General features: G+C 61.1%; 15 protein-coding genes. 10 read left to right on the top strand and 5 right to left on the bottom strand.

Features of this window, described 5'->3' with window-relative positions; translation table 11 throughout:
• Nucleotides 1–102 precede the first annotated feature (102 nt).
• The 5 genes from flhB to motA all read right to left on the bottom strand — a co-directional run bounded on the left by flhB (nt 103) and on the right by motA (nt 4,793).
• Entirely contained in the window at nt 103–1,203 is a 1,101-nt protein-coding gene (flhB, locus tag FHS81_RS00390; protein WP_183750073.1) for a flagellar biosynthesis protein FlhB, read from the bottom strand.
• An 80-nt stretch (nt 1,204–1,283) separates the two neighbouring features.
• On the bottom strand, nt 1,284–2,315 hold the full coding sequence (locus FHS81_RS00385) for a flagellar motor switch protein FliG (RefSeq protein WP_183750072.1): 1,032 nt from the start codon (nt 2,313–2,315) through the stop codon (nt 1,284–1,286).
• A 183-nt stretch (nt 2,316–2,498) separates the two neighbouring features.
• Entirely contained in the window at nt 2,499–2,891 is a 393-nt protein-coding gene (gene fliN, locus FHS81_RS00380) for a flagellar motor switch protein FliN (RefSeq protein ID WP_183750071.1), read from the bottom strand.
• 73 nt (nt 2,892–2,964) lie between these two features.
• On the bottom strand, nt 2,965–3,897 hold the full coding sequence (locus FHS81_RS00375; protein WP_183750070.1) for a flagellar motor switch protein FliM: 933 nt from the start codon (nt 3,895–3,897) through the stop codon (nt 2,965–2,967).
• Between the two features lie 2 nt (nt 3,898–3,899).
• The gene (motA, locus tag FHS81_RS00370; RefSeq protein WP_183750069.1) at nt 3,900–4,793 is read right to left on the bottom strand and encodes a flagellar motor stator protein MotA; all 894 of its coding nucleotides are present in this window, start codon (nt 4,791–4,793) and stop codon (nt 3,900–3,902) included.
• 391 nt (nt 4,794–5,184) lie between these two features.
• On the opposite strand from motA, the gene FHS81_RS00365 reads away from it, so the two are divergent.
• From FHS81_RS00365 to fliQ, 10 genes are all read left to right on the top strand, one after another.
• Nucleotides 5,185–6,648, top strand: coding sequence for a DUF1217 domain-containing protein (locus tag FHS81_RS00365; RefSeq protein WP_183750068.1), 1,464 nt, complete (start codon nt 5,185–5,187; stop codon nt 6,646–6,648).
• A gap of 98 nt (nt 6,649–6,746) precedes the next feature.
• The gene (flgF, locus tag FHS81_RS00360) at nt 6,747–7,475 is read left to right on the top strand and encodes a flagellar basal-body rod protein FlgF (RefSeq protein WP_183750067.1); all 729 of its coding nucleotides are present in this window, start codon (nt 6,747–6,749) and stop codon (nt 7,473–7,475) included.
• 96 nt (nt 7,476–7,571) lie between these two features.
• A complete protein-coding gene (gene fliI, locus FHS81_RS00355; RefSeq protein ID WP_183750066.1) occupies nt 7,572–9,077 on the top strand; it encodes a flagellar protein export ATPase FliI in 1,506 nt (501 codons plus the stop codon).
• A gap of 84 nt (nt 9,078–9,161) precedes the next feature.
• Nucleotides 9,162–10,436 (top strand): flagellar hook protein FlgE, encoded by a 1,275-nt coding sequence (locus FHS81_RS00350; RefSeq protein ID WP_183750065.1) that lies wholly within the window; start codon nt 9,162–9,164, stop codon nt 10,434–10,436.
• A gap of 82 nt (nt 10,437–10,518) precedes the next feature.
• A complete protein-coding gene (gene flgK / locus FHS81_RS00345) occupies nt 10,519–11,937 on the top strand; it encodes a flagellar hook-associated protein FlgK (RefSeq protein ID WP_183750064.1) in 1,419 nt (472 codons plus the stop codon).
• A 4-nt stretch (nt 11,938–11,941) separates the two neighbouring features.
• A complete protein-coding gene (locus tag FHS81_RS00340) occupies nt 11,942–13,090 on the top strand; it encodes a flagellar hook-associated family protein (protein ID WP_183750063.1) in 1,149 nt (382 codons plus the stop codon).
• Nucleotides 13,091–13,134: 44 nt separating this feature from the next.
• Complete coding sequence (gene flaF, locus FHS81_RS00335; RefSeq protein WP_183750062.1) at nt 13,135–13,482, top strand: flagellar biosynthesis regulator FlaF; 348 nt, start codon at nt 13,135–13,137, stop codon at nt 13,480–13,482.
• Between the two features lie 6 nt (nt 13,483–13,488).
• The gene (flbT, locus tag FHS81_RS00330) at nt 13,489–13,944 is read left to right on the top strand and encodes a flagellar biosynthesis repressor FlbT (protein ID WP_183750061.1); all 456 of its coding nucleotides are present in this window, start codon (nt 13,489–13,491) and stop codon (nt 13,942–13,944) included.
• Nucleotides 13,945–13,975: 31 nt separating this feature from the next.
• Nucleotides 13,976–14,377: a flagellar hook assembly protein FlgD gene (gene flgD / locus FHS81_RS00325; protein WP_183750060.1), complete on the top strand. Its 402-nt coding sequence runs from the start codon at nt 13,976–13,978 to the stop codon at nt 14,375–14,377.
• 53 nt (nt 14,378–14,430) lie between these two features.
• Nucleotides 14,431–14,700 (top strand): flagellar biosynthesis protein FliQ, encoded by a 270-nt coding sequence (gene fliQ / locus FHS81_RS00320; protein WP_183750059.1) that lies wholly within the window; start codon nt 14,431–14,433, stop codon nt 14,698–14,700.
• Nucleotides 14,701–14,824 lie beyond the last annotated feature (124 nt).

Below are 14,824 nucleotides of genomic sequence, written 5' to 3'. Positions count from 1 at the left end.
GAAACCGATGTTCTTCATGAAAAGACGATACGCCGATAACCTTGTCCGAGCCTGTCGCGTTGTCGCATCGTCTCGCATCGGCGCCCGTCGTCTCGCTCCGGGCTACGGGCTTTTGGGCGCCGGAGAAATGGCGGGGCTGACGCCCTTCTTCTGATAAAGGTGGTAGAAAAGCTGGGCCACGGCCTTGTAGAATTCAGGTGGAATCGACTTGTCGACATCGACGTGGTCGTACATGGACCTTGCCAGCGCCTTGTCCTCGATGAGGGGTATGTCATGCTTCTGCGCGATCTCGCGAATGGCGAGGGCGATCAGATCCTTGCCCTTGGCCACCACCATGGGTGCGCCGCCTTCTTCCGGCAGGTAACGCAGGGCAATGGCGAAATGGGTCGGGTTGGTGACGACCAGCGAGGCCGTCGGAACGCCTGCCATCATGCGCTTGCGCGACCTGTCCTGGGCGAGAGAGCGCATACGCGCCTTGACCATGGGATCGCCATCGGACTGGCGCATCTCGTCCTTGATCTCCTGACGGGTCATGCGCAGATCCTTGCGCCATTTGAAGCGCGACCAGACCAGATCGCCGGCGACCAGCACCACCGTTGCGACGCAGATCGCGGACACGAGGCGCATCGCCATGTTGAGCATGATTTCAGGAATGCGTGTCGGGTCGCTGTAAATGGCGTTCACCACTTCGTTGCGTTCCGAATTCAGCAGGATCGTGCAGATGATCGTGATGATCAGCAGCTTCGCCATGGACTTGGCGAACTCCACCTGACCATGCATGCCGAAGATGCGCTTGAACCCCGACATCAGCGAGATACGCGACCATTTGGGCTCGATACGGTCCGAGGCGATCCGGGGCGCGTTTTGCAGCACCGAGGCAAGAATGCCTCCGACCATCAGAATGCAGACGATGGGCAGCAGAAACGTACCGACGCTGATCGCCACGAGCTGAAGCAGCGAGGCGGCGTCGCGTCCGTCCGCAATGGAGATGGAGCCGGGTGAGTCGATGAAGAAGCTGAGGAAGTCCTTCAGCACGGCGGCCGAATTATAGAGGAACAGGTAGATGATGATCGTGATGCAGCCGATGGAAAAGAAGAGCGCCATTTCCCGCGATTGAGGCACATTGCCTTTCTCCAGCGCGTCGTGGATCTTCTTTTCTGTCGGCTCTTCGGTTTTGCTGTCGGGATCGGGGGCATCTGACATCGCTTCGTTCCGTTCCCAGTCCGCCTGCCCTTCCCGGGCGCGGAGCGATTGCCGCTGTGTTTCTTATATGCGGCAACGTGTTACTGCATGAACATGTCCTGTTCCGCCTCCGAGTGCAGCTCGATCTCGCCGCGCCCCGCCATATCCAGCGCCAGGTCGGTGATGGAACGGCGGGCCTCCAGCACCTCGCGCTGGGGAATGGGCTGGGCGGAGGCCAGTTCGGACTCGACCGTGCGGCGCGATCGCGCAGGCAGGGCGGACAGCACGATTTCACGGTAGGACGCATTCGTGCCGCGCAGGGCGATGATCATCGTTTCTGCCGGAACCGCGTCGAACAGCGCCGAGCGTGCGGCCGGGGTGATCTTGACGATGTCCTCGAACGTGAACAGCAGTCCCTTCAGAATTTCCGCCGACTTCGGCTTTTCGTCGGCGAGGTTCTGGAGCAGCTCCTCCATATGGTCGCGGTCCATCTTGTTGATGATGTCCGCCATCTTCGCATGAGTATCCGCGCCCTTGTTCTGCGAGAAGTTCGTCATGAGGTCTTCGTGCAGGGTGCTTTCGAGCACCTGAATAACTTCCTCGACCACTGGCTTGCAGGCCAGCATACGGCGGGTGACGTCGTTGCGCAGTTCGGGCGGTAGATGCACCATGACCTTCGCCGCACACGCCGGCTTGACGCGCGACATGATGATGGCAACGGTCTGCGGATGCTCGTTCTGCAGATAGTTGGCCAAAATACCCTCGGGAATGCCGGAAATCCGGTCCCAGATGGACTGGAACGAATTGCCGAGCACGTTGGCCATGATGTCGGCCACCTGCTCCGACGGCAGAACGCCTGTGAGAAGCTTTTCCACTTCCTGCGCGGTGCCGAACAGATGCGAACCAGCCTGAAACTGCTCGAAGAACTCCTCGATCAAAATTTCTTGCTGCTCCGGCGGGATCATGCCGAGACCTGCGGCGGAGCGCGTGATCAGCTTGATTTCATCGACCGAGAAATGTTTCAGAATCCGGCCTGCCGTCGGGTTGCCGACCGTCAGCAGCAGGGCCGCCACGCGGTCCGGGCCTGTCTTTAACGACACCGTCTTGCGGGTGACCTGTCCTTGTTCGCTCATGTTGGACCACCGGGCTGGCGCGGCAGGCCGACCGGAGTGCCTGGCGCCGGTCCTGTCTGCCGCATGCATCGATTGCCGTCACCGGAATGCGGCTCGCGGGGCGCTTTCGCCGCCGCGGCCATCCGGTCGGGCGCTGGTGTCTGCCGCGCGGTCCCGGAGGGCGCTCGCGCGATGGATGACGTTTTACAGATCTTCTTCCTCGGTCGAAGGACCGACGATTTCCGTGAGCTGGACACCGAAGCGCGAGTTGTCATCCTCGACGACCACGACCTCGCCGCGCGCGATGATCCGGCCGTTGACCACGACGTCGACCGGCTCGCCGACGCGGTGGTCGAGTGGCACGACAGCGCCGCGGCCAAGCTTGATCAGCGCCGAAACCGGCATCGTCGCGGAGCCGAGAACCACCTGCACGAGAACTGGAATACGCTTGACGGTATCGAAGTTGCGCGCCTCGCTGCCCGCGCGCAGCTGGTGGTCGTCACCGGATATGGGCGCGAAGTTGTTTGGCGAGAACGCGTCCGCATTCGCGGCAGCCGCAGCATTGTCCATGGTCATTTCATCTGCGTTCTGGTTCATTGCTCACGATTCCATATTCGGTTGGTCGCAGGTGTTGGATAATTCAAAATAAATATTCGATACTATTTTTATGCTATTTCGATAATAAGTCTTCGATGATATCTTTTTTATTATCGATGGCCTCTTCAAGTCTCAGGCTGTAAGCGCCGTCGGATTTGCCGAGGAAACATTTGAACAGCGGCTGGTCGTCGCTTTCGAGTGTGACGAGCGACTTCGGACTTGCTTGCAGACGGATGGTCTGCCCCACTTCGAGGCTGGCGATTTCTTCCAGCGTCAGGTAACGCTTTTCCAGAACCGCGGTAAGCGTGACTTCCGCCCGCTGCACTTCGGATTTGATCTGCTTGCTCCAGCGCGGGTCGCGCACCGTTGGCTCGTTCGAGATCACCCGCATCAGGTTCTGGCGCATGGGCGTGAGCGCGGATTGGGGAATGATGACGAAAATCTCGCCGCCCCGGTTGAGCGTCTGCACGAGAAACTTGGCCACGACCGCACGGCTCGTCCGCCGCCCGATGACGGCAAAGTCCATTCTGGTCTCCGTGCGCTCGTGTCTGAAATGCACGTTCGTCACCTGCTTGAAGGCCGTGCGCATCGCCTTGCTGAGATGCCGGAAAATGAGATCGGAAACCCGCCGCTCGATGTTGGAAAACCCTCGCTCCTCATCGATGGGCGGCTCCGCCCCGTCCGAGCCCAGCAGCACCTCGATCATGGAGAACACAAAGTCGCGGTCCAGCCCCACGAGCACCTGGCTGTCCCATTCCGGGGCCTGGTAGACGGCGGCGATGGCATTGGACTCGTACATCTCCAGAATATCGCTGATGCGGCCGATCTCGATCATCGTCAGGGAGCAGTAGGCCGGTGACGTCGCCAGATGGCGAATGCCTTCCAGCCATACGTTGGCCATGCGGTCGAAGATCACGTGCAGCATTGGCAGCCGGTCGATGGACAGGCCGGTGGAGTCGAGCAGACGATCCTGGATCTTGTCGTTGGCGGTTGCTGTAGCGCTCATTGTCAGGCTGCTTCCTGCTGATCCTGATCGCCGCCTGAGCGGCCTCCGGCATTCATCGTCTCGTTCTCAAGCTCATCGATTGTGGGGCGTTCATAAGAACTGATCATCTTACGCCCGTGCTCGAGGGCGATCTGTGGCATGGCGCCGTTCAGGAATGCCACGAGTGTCTGCTTGACGATGAAATACGGCTGGCATTGTTTTTCGCGCGTTGTCTTCATCTTGTTCGCCAGCGGCGCGAAAATTCCGTATGAGGCGAAGATGCCGGTGAACGTGCCAACCAATGCCGCGCCCAGCAGGCCCGCCAGCAGCGAGGGGGCCTGATCGATGGCGCCCATGGCCTTGATGATGCCGAGCACGGCGGCCACGATCCCCAGCGCCGGCAATCCGTCCGCGACGGCGGACATGGCCTGATAGGTCTTGAGCTTGTTTTTCTTGATGGTCGCGATTTCCTCGTCCATCAACGCGTCGATCTCGTGCGGCTTGGCATTGCCGATAACCAGAAGACGGACGTAATCGCAGATGTAGTTGGTCAGCTCGCGGTCGGCGACAATCGTGGGAAAGTTCTGGAACACAGTGGAATTCGCGGGGTCGTCGACATGCGCCTCGATCTCGCTTCTGGGGCGCGTGCGCACCATGCGGGTCAGCGTGAACAACAGTCCGAGAAGCGCGAGGTAGTCTTTCCGCTTCGGTCCCTTGTTCAGCAGCGCCTCGACAACGGAGCGCCCGGTATCGATCTGCACGCTCCACGTGTTGGCGACGATGAAAGCACCCAGGGCCATGCCGAAAATGATGACAAATTCCCACGGCTGCCAGATGACCGCGACATGGCCGCCCATGGCCATGAAACCGCCGAGCATGCAGCCGACAGCCACAATCACGCCCACGATGAAGTTCATTGGCTGCTTTCCTGCTTCCCGGGATGTCGAAGCCGGCTGCCGCCCTCGCTCCGCCGTCCGCGTTCTTTCTGTCGCCGGTATCAGGACCGGCAGTTACGGTGTCCACGAAAGTACCCGGCGGCAGGAGTGGGGCAATGCATTGACATTGCGTCGAAGCGCCGATGCCCGCATCTGTTGACGCGAGCCCCGATCTGCCGTGGATGCCTCACGATAGGCATATAAGCTTGCGTGAGGCTGGATCGGCTCCGGAGAGGGGGGGAGCGGGAACGGGGCGTGCAGAGACGAAAAGCTCCATGCAAGCCTGGGCCGGTAAGATGGCGCTGATATCGGGATGCCGGACAGATGCCGAGACCGGCGATCCAGTGCGGGGATATTCCCGGAAGGGGTTGTCATGGCCATCTATCAGTCGTCGTACCTGAACTATAACGCCATCGTCAGGGATCTGCCGAAGGCCATCGAGAGGAAGGCGGCCGAGCCGGTTGTCGCACGCGACATCGCGCGCTTCACCGAGGCCGCGGGTACCATCCAGTCGGTCGATGATCTTTTCAAGGATGACCGCACCTACACTTTCGCGGTCAAGGCGTATGGCATGGACGAACTCGCCTACGCCCGCGCCCTGATGCGCCGGATCATCAGCGAAGGCACGGGTACGGACAGCTATGCCTCCAAGATGTCCGACAGCCGTTATCTGGAGCTTGCGGGCGCGTTTCAGGTGACCGACGGCGGCGTCGCGCCCCCGGTCCTCCATGCATCGTCGCTGTCGGTGACGCAGCGGTATCGCGACAATCTGGACAACATCGACAAACGCATCACCGACAATGTCGATAGCCGCGTTCTCGATTACAGGATCGAGATGGAGGGAATCGACAATTTCGATACGCTCCTGAAGAGCGATACGGCCCTGACATTCGCCCTCGAAGCTTTCGGCCTCGATCAGCAGATCTTCCAGCTCGATGCCGTCCGCAAGGTGGTCACCAACGAAGTGGCGGCCCGCGCTGCCGGTGCTTCCGGCGCTTACATTTCCGGTCTTGAGGATATCGGCATCACCGATGCCGAGGGACGCTACAACTTCGGCCGGTTCTTCGATGCCTTTGTCGCCTCGACGGGCGAAGAGGGACTTGAGAGCGTGATCGTCAACTATCGCATGGCGGCGCCGGGGCTCGGCGAAAAGCTGAAGGAGCGGGCGGATGCCGATGTCGACGCCTTCTATGAAGGACTCGATGAGATCAAGACGGCCGACGACCTGACCAAGAACGTGCAGGTGCTGTCCATCGGCCTGCGTGCTTTCGACCTCGAAAACCTGATCGGGAAGGAAACGGCGATTGTCGCGGCGTTGAAGGGCGATACGCGTGCGCTAAGCTTCTCCAATGCCAAGGAACGCGAGAATTTCGAGAGCTTCAAGGCTGTCTTCGCGTTTGAAAGCGATGGTACACCGACCGTCGCGCCGCTGGTGCGCGATGTCGAGAAAACGGTGCAGGCCTATATCCGCCAGACGCTGGAACTGGATATCGGCAACGAAGACAACAACGTTCGCCTCGCGCTTAACTTCCAGCGCCGTGCGGCTGATATCAAGTCGCCCTATGACATTCTTGCCGATGAGGCGTTGGCCGCCGTCATCCGCACGGCATATGGCATCCCCGCTGAAACGGCGACCGCCGATGTCGACGCGCAGGCCCGTCTCATCACCAGCCAGCTCGACATCGAGGATTTTCAAGACCCTGCAAAGGTCGAGAAGCTGATCCGCCGCTTCCTGCTGCTGGCGGATGTCGAAGCCGGGGCCAACTCGCCGCTGCTGTCGCTGTTCCAGGAAACGGGAGCGGTCGATATCGGAGAACTGCTGTTGCAGTCAAAGTAACGATTTGGGCCGTTTGATTTTGAATAGAATTTCATTCGATCGTTTGGCGCTGTCCAATCGAGAGCCGCTTTATTTTACTTCACGATATTGAGGACGGAATGCAGGAAGCTCTTTACGTGATGTTGTCCAGTCAGGTGTCGCGCGAGCGGCAGTTGACCATGGTGGCGAACAACATAGCCAACATCAACACCGCCGGTTTCCGCGCCGAGGCGACGACTTTCGAGAGCGTGTTGTCGAACACGGGCCAGGTTTCGGTGGCGTTCGCGGGCAGCGGCAAGGCGTTTCTCAAGCGCGAGCCCGGCTCGGTCAACCAGACGGGCAATCCGCTGGATATCGCCGTGAAGGGAGATGGGTGGATCGCCATCCAGACGCCAGCCGGGGTGCGCTACAGCCGCGACGGGCGGCTGACCATGACAGACATCGGCGACGTGACAACCGTGAACGGCTTGCCTGTGCTTGATGACGGCGGTGCTCCGCTGGCGCTTAACCCCGCCGGCGGCGAGGTATCCATTGCCTCGGACGGAACGATTTCGCAGAATGGCGGCATCGTGGGGCGCATCGGCCTGTTCCAGATCGCGCCGGGCGCCGACCTGTTTCGCGCAGTCGACGGCTCCGTCGCCGTGGACCCCGGTGCGGTGGTGCCGGTGGACGATTTCGTCGCGTCTGGCGTGATGCAGGGCTATGTCGAGGGCTCCAACGTCAGCCCGGTCATCGAGATGACCCGCCTGATCGACGGTCAGCGCACGTTCGAATATGCCGCCAGCGCGACGAGTTCGCTCAACAACGAACTCCAGCAGGTCATCCGCGATCTCGGGCCTGCGTCGTAAAAGCCGTAACATTTTGATTGTGAGCGTTTTCCCGATGACAAGCGGTGCCCGCTTCATCGAAGAAGCGCCTTGCCTGGCATCAGTGATCGATAACACATGAACAGCATCGCCGAAGCCCTCGCGGGGCAGAACGTTCCATCATTGCTGGCGCTGCCACCGGCGAGTGCGGTTGCGGAAGAGTCGACCCCGGACAGCGCCGGGCCGGTCGCTGCCGGCGTGCTTGCGGAAAACCATGCCGGGACTGTTACCGTCCTTGCTGATCGGGATCGCGATGGCCGGCGCCGCACGGCGCTGGCGCGGGTCGCCAGCGTGATCAGCGTGGAGGCGGCCCAGCTTCCGCTGGTGCGCAAAGGCGGTTCGGTGCAGGAAATTACCGCCGGTTACTGCCGCGTCGTGGGCCTCTCGCGCGAGGTGCGGCTGGGAGACCGGGTGGTGTTCGAAGATGGCGGTCTGCCCGGCGAGGTTGTGCGCATTGATCAGGCCGGGGCGACGATCAAGCCGTTTGGCAACCAGATCGAGGCCAGCATCGGCTCCGGCGTGTTCCGGCAGGGCGCGATGGGCGTGAGCCCGGATCACAGCTGGAAAGGTCGCGTCGTCGATGCCTTTTGCCATCCGCTCGATGCCCACGGACCGCTGCGGCAGGGGCTGCGTGAAATGCCGGTCGACGCACCGCCGCCGCCCGCCCTGACGCGGGCGCGGGTGGATACGCCGCTGAAAACCGGCGTGCGCATGCTGGATCTATTCACCCCGCTGTGCTTCGGCCAGCGCATCGGTATTTTCGCCGGTTCGGGCGTCGGCAAGTCGACGCTGCTGGGCATGCTGGCGCGGGCGCGGGGGTTCGATACCATCGTCGTGGCGCTGGTCGGTGAGCGCGGCCGCGAGGTGCGGGAGTTTCTGGAAGGGCCGCTGGCGGATAATCGCAGCCGCGCCGTCGTTGTGGTCTCGACGGGCGATGAAAGCCCGATGATGCGCCGCATGGCCCCGCGCACTGCGACGGCTATCGCCGAATATTTTCGCGATTGCGGCGAGTCCGTGCTGCTGATCATCGACTCCGTCACGCGCTATGCCCACGCGGCGCGCGATGTGGCGCTGGCGGCGGGCGAACCTGCCGTGGCGCGCGGCTATGCGCCCAGCGTATTCAGCGACCTGCCGCGGCTGCTGGAACGGTCGGGACCGGGAGCTGAGGGCAGCGGCACCATCACCGGCATCTTTTCGGTGCTCGTCGATGGCGACGACCATAACGATCCCGTCGCCGACAACATTCGCGGCACGCTCGACGGCCATATCGTGCTGGAGCGCAGCATCGCCGATCAGGGTCGGTATCCGGCGGGCAACGTGCTCAGCTCGATCTCACGCCTTGCCCAACTGTCGTGGACACCGGAGCAACGCAACCTGCTGCGGCGCATACGGGCGATGATCGCGCGCTATGAGGATACGCGCGACCTGCGGCTCGTGGGCGGCTACCAGCCCGGTCTCGATGCCGAGCTGGATCAGGCCGTTACATTGGTGCCGCGCATCTACGACGCGCTTCGGCAGGATATGGACGCGCCGATGAGCGAGGACGCTTTCCAGGAGCTGGCGAACGCTCTGCGCCCCGCCTGATCGCGGCGATCCGTGGATGCGAGCCTCGCGCAAGGCTGCTGGTGTTTATTGGCAGGGCGATAGTTTCAGTCAACGGAGCTGGTCATGAGCATCATGAATACCGCCGTCTCGGGCATGAAGGCACAATCGAACCGGCTGGCGACGGTGGGCGACAATATCGCCAATGCCTCGACGGTCGGTTACAAGAAGACGTCGACGCAGTTTTCCGCACTCGTCATGGACGCCGGCTCAGGCAGCTATAATGCCGGCGGTGTGGAAACGCATGTCCGTCGCGCCGTCTCGCTCGAAGGCGGGCTGACCTCCACGACCTCCACAACCGATCTCGCCATCCGCGGCAGCGGGTTTTTCATCGTCGACGATGGCAGCGGCGCGCGCTACATGACCCGCGCCGGTTCCTTCGTGGAAGACGCCGAGGGCTACCTCGTCAACGCGGCGGGTTATTACCTCACCGGCTACGATATCCGGAACGGCGACAGCGGTGTGATCGTCAACAGCCTTAACGGCGGCGAGCGCATCAACGTCAATAACCTCAACATTCAGGCGACGCCGACGACGGGTATCACGTTCCCGGCCAATCTGGACGCGCGCGACGATGTCGCCGTGGTGGCCGCAGGTACTCTACCGAGCGATAACGTCGCAGGCTCTACCTATACCTCCAAATCCTCGATCATTGTCTATGACAATCTCGGCGGCGAGGTCAAACTGGATGTCTACTTTGCAAAGACTGCCACCAATGGATGGCAGATGTCGGTGTTCGATGCCAGAACGGCTGACGCCGCAACCGGCGGATTCCCCTACGCAGCTGGCGGTCTGCTGAATGCTGGTGGCACGGCCATCACGTTCGATCCCGCCAACGGTTCAATTCAGACTCCTCCGGTAGCAGACCGAACGGTTAACCTGAACGTGCCCGGCGGAGCGACCGTTGCATTCGACTTCTCCAAGCTGACGCAGGTGAAGATGGAATATACGCCGCTGGAGCCTACCGTGAACGGCAATGCGCCCAGCACCGTTTCGGGTATCAACATCGGCGACGATGGCGTCGTGTCCTTCGCCATGAAAAATGGCACCACCGTCGATGGTTACCGGCTCCCTCTTGCCGACGTGCCAAGCCCGGACAATCTGACCGCGCTTTCCGGCGGCTTGTTCCAGGTCAGCAACGAATCCGGTTCGCCGCTGGTCGGCTTTCCGGGGCAGGGCAGCCTCGGGAGCATCCGCACAAACGCGCTGGAGTCGTCCAACGTCGATCTGGCCGATGAGCTGTCGACCATGATCGAGGCGCAACGCAATTACACCGCCAACTCCAAGGCCTTCCAGACAGGGGCCGAGGTGCTTGAGGTTCTTGTGAACCTCAAGCGGTAAACGATGACACGATCCTGAGTGCGCGCGGGCCGCGGTCGATGTCGCCGCCCGGTTCGCGCCGGGGCGTTGGAGTAACCGGATCATGAGCCTGAACGCTGCCTTGAATTCCGCCCAGCTGTCGTTGACGGCAAGCCAGAAGCGCATTTCGATTTCTGCGCGCAACGTTGCGGGCGCGGGCGACACGGATTACTCCCGCAAGCTCACTCCGCTGGTAACGCGCGATAGCGGCGTTTTCGCCAGTGGGCCGATCCGCTCCAGCGATACGCGTCTTTACGAGCGCTACCTCGAATCGACCTCCGTCGCGGCGCGCGAGAATGTCCGGCTCACCGGGCTGACGCGCCTGTCGGAAACGGTCGGCGACACGGCGGATGAAACCTCGCTTGTCGGGCGGCTTGGCAATCTGACCAACAAACTGACCGAATATCTCAATGCCCCGGCTGATGACAATCTGGCCCGTGCGGCGGTGGTGGCCGCCGGTGACATGGCGCGTGCCCTCAACGATGCGGCCGCTGTCGTTGACGAAGTGCGGGCCGGAGCCGTGGCTGACGTCAAGACATCAGTCGATCGTATCAACACGCTGCTGCAGAATTTTGAGAGCGCCAATACGCTGATTGTGCAGGGCACCGTGTTGGGTGCCGACATCACTGACGACCTCGACCGGCGCGATGCCATCGTGGCGCAACTGTCTGAAGAGATCGGCATTTCGGTGGCGACGCGTGAAAACAACGACATGGTGCTGTTCACCGATGGCGGCGTCACCCTGTTCGAGACCAGCGCTCGTAAGGTTTCTGCGACCACGGATGCCGGCCAGCCCGTGCGCGTCTTCATCGACGGTGTGCAGGTGGCGGGCGATGCGCCGCAGATGGAGTCGAAGAACGGCGCGCTGGTCGGGGCGGTGGCGCTTCATAACAAAGATGCGGCTCAGTATGGCGAACAACTCGACAAGCTGGCCCTCGGTCTGATCCAGGCATTTCGCGAGATCGACCCCACCGATCCCGCCAATACAGCTCCGGGTCTTTTTGTCGATCGGAGCAACGCTACTGCATTGCCGGCTAATCCGGCAGATCTGGCGAAGAATATCAGTGTCAATACCGCTGTCGATCCGGCGGCCAATCCGGCAGGAACGCCGAGCAAGCTGCGTGACGGAATCGCCTACGATTACAATACCGCCGAGAACGCTCCCTCATATTCGGGCCAACTGAGCCGGTTGCTGGATCAGGTTGGCGAGAAGAATACAGACCTGGATAACAAAACCCTTCTCGACTACGCCTCCTCCACGGTGAGTTGGGTGGAGAGTTCCCGGCAGTCCTCCGATGCGGCCGTCAAGGTGAATGATGCCGTGCTGACGTTGGTCACGACGTCGCTCTCCAATGCGCGCGGCGTGGATCTCAATGAGGAAACGGCGCTGCAACTGGAGATCGAACGCCTGTTCACGGCGTCCGCGCAGTTGATCTCAGTCGTCGATAATCTCTTCAAGACCCTGTTCGATGCAGTGAGGTGATGTCATGGCTTCCAACTTTGTTTCCACCTACAATCTGCTGAACGGCCCACGGGCTTACGCGCGCAGCGCGCAGGCGGATATCACACGTTTCGGCAAGGAGGTCGTCGAGGCGCGCTATGCCGATGTCGGTCTTGTTCTCGGCGCGAAAACCGGGCACTCGACCATTCTCTATCAGGAACTGGCCCGCATCGAGGGTTTCACCACGTCGAACGGTCTCGCCTCCGGGCGGCTCGATATGACGCAGGCTGCGCTCACGGAAATCCGAGAGGCCGGGGAAGATATGATGGCCACGCTGGTCGGCCTGCCGACGAACGATCTCGGCTCCGCCACGATCAAGGGCGAGGCCGAGCGCGTGCTGAAGGCGATGACCGACAAGCTGAATTCGGCCTATGCCGGACAGCAACTCTTCAGTGGTATCAAGACCGATACGGCTCCGATGACGCAAGATGCCGGCACGGCGCAGGTCACGGCAGCCTTCGACAATTTTAAAACCGCCTTCCAGACGTATTGGACGGATAGCGGTAAGGCTGCCGAGACCGGGCAAGCCGTTGCGACCGTCAACGACATCGGCGCCGAGGAACTGAGCCTGTTCCTGAATCCCGTTGATCCCACAACGATTCCCGCAAGTAAGGGCGTTCCGTTCATCGAGTTGGCCACTGCCGTCTGGAACGGTGCGCGCCTCGATCAGGAGTTCAATGACGCCAACTGGCAAAACTGGTCCTCGGCTTCCAACACCGCCATCACCAGCCGCATCTCCGCTTCTGAAACGATCACGACGTCCATCAGCGCCAATGACAGTTCGTTCCGTGGACTGGCGCGCGCCTACAGCGTGCTTGCCGTGCTGCCCGCCGACGAGTTCAACGAGAACGCCTTCAAGGAGGTCGTGTCCTACGCCATCAAGGAACTGGGGCTGGCGACGGAGGGGGTGACGATCGTGCAGGCCGGTCTCGGATCGGCGCAGACGCGCGTCAAGACGATCAACGAGAGCCTCGCGACGCAGAAAACCCTGCTTCAGAAAAATATCTCCGATCTCGAAGGCGTCGATCCCGCAGCAGCCAAGGTATCGCTCGATGCGGCTGAATTGCAGCTCAATCTCGCCTACGCGCTGACGGCACGTCTGCAGAGCCTCAGCCTTCTCAACTACATCAAGTAAACGGTGCGTCGAATATACGCGCCGATACTGACCGAGGTACAACGATGTACATGCTTTCTTATGGGGAAGTCGTCGAGAACGACCCCCAGGTCGTGCGGTCCAGCGAGAGACAAGCATTCGATATTGTTATCGAGCTGCTTGAGGACGTTGCGTCCAAGGGGCCGGAATCTCCCGAACGACGGCTCGCGCTGACACGGGTGATGGAACTCTGGCAGTTTCTGATCGACGATCTCATCCACCCCGACAACGCCTTGCCGGACGAGCTGCGCGGGCTGCTCATCTCGATCGGCTCCTGGATCCTGCAGGAAACCCGCAGGGTACAGTACGGCGAAGTCGAGGATATTTCCGGCATCATCAGCGTCAACAAGCTGATCCGTGATGGTTTGAAGTGAGGAGCCATGCGACTGAGTCTCAAAGCCGGTGAGCGGATATTCATCAATGGTGCGGTTCTGAAGGCCGATCGGCGCGTGACGCTTGAATTGCTCAACGACGCGACGTTTCTGCTTGAAGCGCATGTGATGCAGCTTGAGGGCGCGACGACTCCGTTGCGGCAGCTTTATTTCATTATCCAGTCGATGCTGATCAGCCCGGCGAACCAGCTTGAGACACGCACAACCGTCCTGCAATTGATCCCGCAGATGCTGGAATCGTATGGCGACGGGCCGGTCGGCACTGGCCTCGTCGATGTTCGGGCGTTGATCGTCGAGGGGCGTGTTTTCGAGGCGCTTCGCCTCGTGCGCGGGCTTTTCCAGTGGGAGCCGCCGCCGCCGCGCGCCGAAGCCATCGGCGACATCGAGATGGAAGACAACGAGCCTGTCATCTTCGGCAGGATAGCCCGCAGCAAGGTGGCCTGAGCGGCCGCCCGCACAAGATGGAGATGGGACAATGGTCGCAGTATCTGGCGTTGGGCAAACCGCCGCGACGAGCACCACGAGCACGGACGCGAAAAGCCGCACCACGCTCGATTACCAATCGTTCCTGAAGCTGTTCGTCGAACAGCTCAAGCATCAGGATCCCACGGCGCCGCTCGACGCCAGTGAGTCGCTGGCCCAGCTCGCGACGTTCTCGCAGGTCGAGCAAAGCGTTTCCACCAACAGCAAGCTGGATTCCTTGCTCACGGCGCAATCGCTGTCGCAGGCCGACACGCTGATCGGCCGCACGCTGACCTCCGCAGAGGGCGATGTGTCGGGCAAGGTCGTGTCCGTTCAGGTCACGTCCGAGGGCACGGTGGCGACGCTGGCCGACGGGCAGCGGATCGTTGCCGGTGCAGGCGTCACGATTTCCTGACGCACCCGCCGCATGTCGGCTATGGAAGGGATGCATGGAAGTGATGACGGCAAATGAATGAGGCCGATGCGCTCGATCTCGTGCAGTCCGCCATCTGGACCATTCTGCTCGCAGCCGGTCCGGCTGTGGCGGCGGCCATGATTGTCGGCCTGATCATCGCGCTGTTTCAGGCGCTGACGCAGATTCAGGAAATGACGCTGACCTTCATTCCCAAGATCGTCGTTATCCTGACTATCACGGCGCTGACCGGCTCTTTCATGGGTGAACGCATATATATGTTCACTGAGCAGGTTTACGGGCGGATCGTGACGGGATTCGATTAGAATAGAATTTTCAGTCACAGCATTGCTTTCGTCGAAACACCAGTTTCTCTGATCAATATTGATACTTCAATTATCTGGGCATTCGTTGCCGATTGTTTGTTTGCGAAAGCGCCGGGCTCTCGTC

Source organism: Pseudochelatococcus contaminans, assembly GCF_014195635.1.
Classification (GTDB): Bacteria; Pseudomonadota; Alphaproteobacteria; order Rhizobiales; family Beijerinckiaceae; genus Pseudochelatococcus; species Pseudochelatococcus contaminans.
Note: the sequence above shows the minus strand (reverse complement) of the source record. Positions and strands in the feature narration are given on the sequence as shown.

Coding starts and splice junctions, on each gene's coding strand:
- flhB (WP_183750073.1), bottom strand. CDS start 1,203: ATGTCAGATGCCCCCGATCCCGACAGCAAAACCGAAGAGCCGACAGAA.
- FHS81_RS00385 (WP_183750072.1), bottom strand. CDS start 2,315: ATGAGCGAACAAGGACAGGTCACCCGCAAGACGGTGTCGTTAAAGACA.
- fliN (WP_183750071.1), bottom strand. CDS start 2,891: ATGAACCAGAACGCAGATGAAATGACCATGGACAATGCTGCGGCTGCC.
- FHS81_RS00375 (WP_183750070.1), bottom strand. CDS start 3,897: ATGAGCGCTACAGCAACCGCCAACGACAAGATCCAGGATCGTCTGCTC.
- motA (WP_183750069.1), bottom strand. CDS start 4,793: ATGAACTTCATCGTGGGCGTGATTGTGGCTGTCGGCTGCATGCTCGGC.
- FHS81_RS00365 (WP_183750068.1), top strand. CDS start 5,185: ATGGCCATCTATCAGTCGTCGTACCTGAACTATAACGCCATCGTCAGG.
- flgF (WP_183750067.1), top strand. CDS start 6,747: ATGCAGGAAGCTCTTTACGTGATGTTGTCCAGTCAGGTGTCGCGCGAG.
- fliI (WP_183750066.1), top strand. CDS start 7,572: ATGAACAGCATCGCCGAAGCCCTCGCGGGGCAGAACGTTCCATCATTG.
- FHS81_RS00350 (WP_183750065.1), top strand. CDS start 9,162: ATGAGCATCATGAATACCGCCGTCTCGGGCATGAAGGCACAATCGAAC.
- flgK (WP_183750064.1), top strand. CDS start 10,519: ATGAGCCTGAACGCTGCCTTGAATTCCGCCCAGCTGTCGTTGACGGCA.
- FHS81_RS00340 (WP_183750063.1), top strand. CDS start 11,942: ATGGCTTCCAACTTTGTTTCCACCTACAATCTGCTGAACGGCCCACGG.
- flaF (WP_183750062.1), top strand. CDS start 13,135: ATGTACATGCTTTCTTATGGGGAAGTCGTCGAGAACGACCCCCAGGTC.
- flbT (WP_183750061.1), top strand. CDS start 13,489: ATGCGACTGAGTCTCAAAGCCGGTGAGCGGATATTCATCAATGGTGCG.
- flgD (WP_183750060.1), top strand. CDS start 13,976: ATGGTCGCAGTATCTGGCGTTGGGCAAACCGCCGCGACGAGCACCACG.
- fliQ (WP_183750059.1), top strand. CDS start 14,431: ATGAATGAGGCCGATGCGCTCGATCTCGTGCAGTCCGCCATCTGGACC.